7 protein-coding genes are annotated in these 6147 nt (G+C 69.5%); 4 read left to right on the top strand and 3 right to left on the bottom strand.

Annotation, left to right across the window (positions count from 1 at the left end):
• The 4 genes from P409_RS39150 to P409_RS23705 form a co-directional block, all read left to right on the top strand.
• The coding region (locus tag P409_RS39150) for a hypothetical protein (protein ID WP_034844490.1) at nt 1-482 on the top strand (482 nt) is incomplete at its 5' end.
• 453 nt (nt 483-935) lie between these two features.
• Nucleotides 936-1781, top strand: a complete 846-nt coding sequence (locus P409_RS23715) for an ABC transporter permease (RefSeq protein WP_202964777.1) — start codon at nt 936-938, stop codon at nt 1779-1781.
• 36 nt (nt 1782-1817) lie between these two features.
• The gene (locus P409_RS23710) at nt 1818-2795 is read left to right on the top strand and encodes an ABC transporter substrate-binding protein (RefSeq protein WP_034844487.1); all 978 of its coding nucleotides are present in this window, start codon (nt 1818-1820) and stop codon (nt 2793-2795) included.
• Between the two features lie 16 nt (nt 2796-2811).
• The gene (locus P409_RS23705) at nt 2812-3627 is read left to right on the top strand and encodes an ABC transporter ATP-binding protein (RefSeq protein WP_034844485.1); all 816 of its coding nucleotides are present in this window, start codon (nt 2812-2814) and stop codon (nt 3625-3627) included.
• Between the two features lie 116 nt (nt 3628-3743).
• Here P409_RS23705 and P409_RS23700 read toward each other — a convergent pair whose 3' ends face one another.
• From P409_RS23700 to dcd, 3 genes are read right to left on the bottom strand one after another with little or no spacing between them, the layout of a single operon-like run.
• Nucleotides 3744-4184: a DUF2948 family protein gene (locus tag P409_RS23700; protein ID WP_034844482.1), complete on the bottom strand. Its 441-nt coding sequence runs from the start codon at nt 4182-4184 to the stop codon at nt 3744-3746.
• Nucleotide 4185: 1 nt separating this feature from the next.
• Entirely contained in the window at nt 4186-5469 is a 1284-nt protein-coding gene (gene murA / locus P409_RS23695) for a UDP-N-acetylglucosamine 1-carboxyvinyltransferase (RefSeq protein WP_034844480.1), read from the bottom strand.
• Nucleotides 5470-5502: 33 nt separating this feature from the next.
• Nucleotides 5503-6048, bottom strand: coding sequence for a dCTP deaminase (gene dcd / locus P409_RS23690; RefSeq protein WP_429913022.1), 546 nt, complete (start codon nt 6046-6048; stop codon nt 5503-5505).
• Nucleotides 6049-6147: the final 99 nt, after the last annotated feature.

The raw sequence follows: 6147 nt of genomic DNA, 5'->3' as shown, positions 1-6147 counted from the left end.
CCGCCGCCCGGGCCCGCGACCAGGCTGCGGCGAAGGAGGCGCGCCGCCAGCGGGTGGCCCGCGCCGTCAGCTGCTCGGTCGCCGCCGACCGCGACCTCGATGCCGAGACCTGCGAGGCGATGACCGCCGCGATGTGGAAACGGCTGGTCGACGACCCGGAGATCGACGCCGACCTCGCCGGGCAGTCGCTGGAGGCGATCGTCTTCCACCTCTGCCGCGACATAGGCATCCGCCCCGACCCCTGCTGGCTGAACCCGGACTATTCCGGCGCCGACTGGTTCGGGCGCCGCCGCAAGGCCGACGGGGACGGGGAGCAGGACGGCAAGCCCGCCGCGCCCTGGTGGCCAAAGGACGGGCCGGATGCCGGCCGCTACTGGCATCTCGACCAGAGCGACAAGGTCCCGGACCCGGGCTGGTACGACATCGAGACCGGCGAAAAGCTCGACAGCGCCCCCTGGCTGCTGAAACCGGGCGGCGGCTGACCGCCGGCCCGCGAAGCCGGCATGGTCCGGTCCCGCCAGCTTCAAGCTGTTATGGCGAGCCCGCCCCTGAATCCAGTTTGGGGGCGTGGCCATCCATAGGCCTGTGCCGCTGGATGGCCACGGGGCGGCGCGCCTCGTCATGACAGGTTGTCTGGGCGATCGCGGCCAGGACCCGGCCTCTCCCGCCAGGTGAGACCTTTTCAGAATGCTGCCGCCCGGGTCGACCCCATCCCTTTTATCCTCCCCCTCCCCTTGCGGGAGGGGGAGTGTGGAAAACACGCCTCGGTTCAGGGGATCGAATTCTGAAAAGGATTCCGCCAGGCGGGAGAGGCAACGCAAAACCCATCGCGGTGCCCCTCTCCCCCTCTTGACCCCTGCCCGGCTCCACAGCAGGATTTAACCAACGAGTTAATTTCTGCCGGGCCACCAGAAGCCCGAGACCGGGAGACGCCGATGGGATCGCCGAGCGCCCCTGACCACGGCCGGGACCGCGCGGAGGGCCGCGCCCCGGGGCGCATGTTCGCCCTGCTGCAGGCCGGCTGGGTCCGGCCCCTGATCCTGCTGCTGATCATCATCGCGCTGTGGGACGTGGCGATCCGGGTGTTCCACCTGCCGCCCTACCAGGTGCCGGCGCCCAAGGACGTCATCGTCACCCTGTGGCGCGACGGGCCGGAGCTGCTGTCGCAGGCGGTGCCCACCACCGTCGCCACCGTGCTCGGCTTCCTGCTGTCCGCCGCCATCGGCATCCCGATGGCGATGCTGATCGCCGGCTCCCGCACGGTCGAGGCCTATCTCTACCCGCTCCTGGTGTTCTCGCAGTCAATCCCGAAGGTGGCGATCGCGCCGCTCTTCGTCGTCTGGTTCGGCTTCGGGCTGGAGCCGAAGGTGATCTCGGCCTTCCTGCTGGGTTTCTTCCCGGTGGTGGTCTCGGCCGTGCAGGGCTTCAAGTCGCTCGACCCCGACACGCTGGACCTGGCCCGGGCCATGGCCGCCAGCCGCTGGCAGATCTTCCGCATGGTCGGGCTGCCGGCGGCGATGCCGGCGATCTTCTCCGGCCTCAAGGTCTCGGTGACGCTGGCGGTGGTCGGCGCCGTGGTCGGCGAATTCGTCGGCGCCAATTCCGGCATCGGCTTCGTGCTGCAGCGCTCGATCGGCAATTTCGAGCTGCCGACCATGTTCGCGGCCCTCGTCATCCTGGCGGTGCTCGGCGTGGTGCTGTTCTGGCTGGTCGACCTGGTCGAGCGGCTGGTGATCCCGTGGCATGCCAGCTGGCGGCGGGATCTGGTTCTCGCCGCCTGAGGCGGCAGATACGAACAACAGGGAGGGAGGAAAACGATGATCCGGAGCCTGCTGATCGCCCTCGGCGTGCTGCTCGCCGCCGGCCCGGCCATGGCGGCCGACAAGGTCGTGCTGATGCTGAACTGGTACGTCTATGGCGAGCACGCGCCCTTCTTCCTGGGCAAGGCCAAGGGCTTCTATGCCGACCAGGGCATCGACCTGGAGATCCAGGAGGGCCGCGGCTCGGCCATGACCGCCCAGGCGGTGGCCGCCGGCACCGTCCAGTTCGGCTATTTCGACGTGCCGACCATGATCAAGGCCGCCGCCAAGGGCGCGCCGCTGGTCTCGGTCGGCGTGCTGCTGCAGAAGAGCCCGATGTCGGTGATGGGCTTCACCGACAAGGCCATCCGCAAGCCGGAGGACATCAAGGGCAAGACCGTGGCCACCACGCCCGGCGATTCGATGTCGCAGATCTGGCCCTTCTTCCTGCAGAAGACCGGGCTGAAGGAGAGCGATTTCCGCACCGTCTCGGGCGATGCCCAGACCAAGTTGAACGCCGTGATCAACGGCCAGGCCGACCTGCTGCTGGGCTATTCGATGGACCAGAGCATGAAGATCAAGGACGCGACCGGGAAGGACGTCACCCCGATCATGTTCGCCGATTACGGGGTGAACATGGTGTCCTCCGGCATCGTCGTGCAGAAGGACCTGGTCACCGAGAATCCCGACCTGATCCGGCGCTTCATGGCGGCGACGACGCAGTCGGTCGAGGCGGCGGAGAAGGCGCCGGCCGACGCCACCGCGGCGGTGCTGGCCGCCCTGCCCAAGGCCGGCAAGCCGGACACGCTGCAGGAGGGGTTCGAGCGCACCATCCCGCTGTACCGGACCGAGGAGACGCAGGGCCGGCGGCCGTTCCAGGTGACCGATGCCAACATGGCCGAGACGGTCAAGCTGCTGGTCGAGTACGGCGGCGTCGACGCCGATGCGGCGAAGGACCCGAAGGCGTTCTACACCAACGACTTCCTGCCGAAGTGAGCGGGAGTCGGGAACGATGAGCAGGCCGAGGCTGCAGGTGGTGGAGACGGCGGAGGCGTCGCGGCCCGCCGTCATCGCCGTCGAGGGTGTGTCGAAGACCTACCGCACCCGCGACGGCGAGGTGCCGTCGCTGGCGCCGCTGGACTTCACCATCGACGAGGGCGAGTTCCTGGTGCTGGTCGGCCCGTCCGGCTGCGGCAAGTCCACGCTGCTGCGGATGATCGCCGGCCTGCTGCCGCCCAGCACCGGGCGGATCCGCCTGGGCGGCCGCGCCGTCGACCGGCCGCATGGCGATGCCGGCATCGTGTTCCAGAGCGCGCTGCTGCTGCCCTGGCGCAGCGTGCTGGCCAACGTGATGATGCCGGTGGAGGTCAAGCGCCTGCCCCGCGCCGCGCATCTGGAACGGGCCCGCCAGCTGCTGCGCATGGTCGGGCTGGAGGGGTTCGAGAGCAAGCTGCCCTGGCAGCTCTCCGGCGGCATGCAGCAGCGCGTGTCGCTGTGCCGAGCGTTGGTGACCGACCCGTCGATCGTGCTGATGGACGAACCGTTCGGCGCGCTCGACGCCATGACGCGGGAGCGGATGAATGTCGAGCTGCAGCGGATCCAGCGCGAGACGCGCAAGACCATCCTCTTGATCACCCATTCGATCCCGGAGGCGGTGTTCCTGGCCGACCGGGTGCTGGTGATGAGCGAACGGCCGGGGTCGATCGCCGCAGTCTACGACGTGCCGCTGCCGAAGCCGCGGTCGCTGGACGTGATGGGAGACCCGCGCTTCGTCGAGCTGACCCAGCGCATCCGCGGCCATTTCCGCGCCCAGGGCGGGCTGGATTGACCTTGTCGCATTCGCAGATCTCTCGGACGTCCACCGATTGCCTCTCCCGTAAGCGGGAGAGGCAATCTGCTCATATGCCCGCCGCCAGACGCGCTTCGGGCCTGACGTCCCGACGACTATTCCGGATGCTGCGGCTTCTGCGGTGTCGGCCAGGGCTCGCCGCGATCCTCCAGCATCACGTCGATGGCCGGGGCCGCCAGGCGCAGCGCCACGTCGCCGGCGAAGCTGAGCAGGAGGCCGCCCTCCTCCGCCGTCACCGCCAGCAGGTCCAGCATCCGGCCGCGATCCTGCAGGTCCAGCTTGCGGCTCTGCACCGACTCGACGCCCTGGAAGCGCACGCCGCACAGGGTGCGCTGCCAGAACTCCTGCCCGTCGACCAGCTGCGCCGGCGCCTCCCAGCGGAAGCGGTTCACCGCCATGACGAAGCTGCGCTCGCGCCGCAGGAAGGTGATGTCGTGCACCGGCACGATCGCGTCCTGCAGCGCGGCGGACAGCACCGCCAGATCGTCGGCGTCGCGGGCCCGCAGGCGCAGGGGAACGGTCGCGTCGGGCGCCATCTCAGTCGCCCTTGAGCCGGGTGATGTCGGCGCCGCAGCCGGCCAGCTTCTCCTCCAGCCGCTCATAGCCGCGGTCGAGGTGGTAGACCCGGTTCAGCACGGTCTCGCCCTGCGCCACCAGCCCGGCGATGACCAGCGAGACGCTGGCGCGCAGGTCGGTCGCCATCACCGGGGCGCCGGTCAGCTTCGGCACGCCGCGCACCAGGGCCGAGGCGCCGTGGATGGTGACGTTGGCGCCCATCCGCGCCAGCTCCGGCACATGCATGAAGCGGTTCTCGAAGATCGTCTCGGTGATCATCGAGGCGCCCTTGGCCACCGTCATCAGCCCCATCATCTGGGCCTGCAGGTCGGTCGGGAAGCCGGGATAGGGCTCGGTCATCACGTCGACGCCGATCAGGTCGCCGCTGCGGCGGACCTTGAAGCCGTCGGCCGTCGGCTCGAACTCGACCCCGGCGCCGCGCAGCGAATCCGCCGCCGCCTCGATCAGGTGCAGGCTGGTGCCGACCAGCTCGACCTCGCCGCCGGTCGCGGCCGCGGCCATCACGTAGGTGCCGGTCTCGATCCGGTCGGCGACGATGCGGTGCGTCGCCCGGTGCAGCCGCTCCCGGCCCTGGATGCGAATGGTGTCGGTGCCCGCCCCCTCGATCTCGGCGCCCATGGCGGTGAGGCAGGCGGCCAGGTCGACGATCTCCGGCTCGCGCGCGGCGTTGACCAGCACGGTCTCGCCGCGGGCCAGGGACGCCGCCATCATCAGGTTCTCGGTGGCGCCGACGGAGACCTTGGGGAACACGATGCGCGCGCCCTGCAGCCCATTCGGGGCGCGGGCGTTGATGTAGCCCTCGGTCACCTCGATCTCGGCGCCGAGCTGCTCCAGCCCCATGATGTGCAGGTCGACCGGCCGGGTGCCGATGGCGCAGCCGCCGGGCAGCGACACCTTGGCATGACCCTCGCGCGCCACCAGCGGCCCCAGCACCAGCACGCTGGCGCGCATCTTGCGAACCAGGTCATAGGGGGCGGTGGTGCTGCGGATGCGGCGGGCCGTCAGCTCGATCACCCGGCCCTGGGCGCCGTCGGAATCGGCGCCGTTCAGCGCGATCTCGACGCCGTGCTGGGCCAAGAGCGTCGCCAGGGTGGAGATGTCGACCAGATGCGGCAGGTTGGTCAGGGTCAGCGGCTCATCCGACAGCAGCGCCGCCGTCATCAGCGGCAGCGCCGCGTTCTTCGCCCCGCTGATCGGAAGCCGGCCCCGCAGGGGCTGCCCGCCCCGGATACGAATCTTGTCCATACTGGCTCCCCCGGGCCCTGGAATGCGGTGAGGCTACAGCTTCGGCAACGTGACGCCGCGCTGGCCCATATACTTGCCGGCCCGGTCGGCATAGGAGACCTCGCAGGGCTGGTCGCCCTTGAGGAACAGGAACTGGCAGGCGCCCTCATTGGCGTAGATCTTCGCAGGCAGCGGCGTGGTGTTGGAGAACTCCAGCGTCACATGGCCCTCCCACTCCGGCTCCAGCGGCGTGACGTTGACGATGATGCCGCAGCGGGCATAGGTCGACTTGCCCAGGCAGATCACCAGCACGTCGCGCGGGATGCGGAAATACTCGACCGTCCGCGCCAGGGCGAAGCTGTTCGGCGGGATGATGCAGACCGGCCCCTTGCGCTCGACGAAGCTCTTCGGGTCGAAGTTCTTCGGGTCGACCAGGGCGCTGTCGACATTGGTGAAGACCAGGAACTCGTCCGAGACGCGGGCATCGTAGCCGTAGCTCGACAGGCCGAAGGAGATGGTGCCCTCGCGCTTCTGCTGCTCGACGAAGGGCTCGATCATCTTGTCCTGGAGCGCCCGCTCGCGGATCCAGATATCGGACATGATCGCCACGGCCTTAACCCCTCGTCTCTCTATCGTCGCGGCCGGGCTCCCCGCCCGGCGCGCCCGCCTCGTCCTCGACCGCCGCCCGCCCCCGGCTCT

The sequence above is a fragment of the Inquilinus limosus MP06 genome (assembly GCF_000767795.1).
Lineage (GTDB): Bacteria > Pseudomonadota > Alphaproteobacteria > DSM-16000 > Inquilinaceae > Inquilinus > Inquilinus limosus_E.
This window is presented reverse-complemented; position numbering and strand designations above follow the sequence as displayed.

What these genes read in the sequence shown, in the direction of transcription:
- P409_RS23700 (WP_034844482.1), bottom strand. Translation starts at nt 4,184, where the DNA reads ATGGCGCCCGACGCGACCGTTCCCCTGCGCCTGCGGGCCCGCGACGCC.
- P409_RS23710 (WP_034844487.1), top strand. Translation starts at nt 1,818, where the DNA reads ATGATCCGGAGCCTGCTGATCGCCCTCGGCGTGCTGCTCGCCGCCGGC.
- P409_RS23705 (WP_034844485.1), top strand. Translation starts at nt 2,812, where the DNA reads ATGAGCAGGCCGAGGCTGCAGGTGGTGGAGACGGCGGAGGCGTCGCGG.
- P409_RS23715 (WP_202964777.1), top strand. Translation starts at nt 936, where the DNA reads ATGGGATCGCCGAGCGCCCCTGACCACGGCCGGGACCGCGCGGAGGGC.
- dcd (WP_429913022.1), bottom strand. Translation starts at nt 6,048, where the DNA reads ATGTCCGATATCTGGATCCGCGAGCGGGCGCTCCAGGACAAGATGATC.
- murA (WP_034844480.1), bottom strand. Translation starts at nt 5,469, where the DNA reads ATGGACAAGATTCGTATCCGGGGCGGGCAGCCCCTGCGGGGCCGGCTT.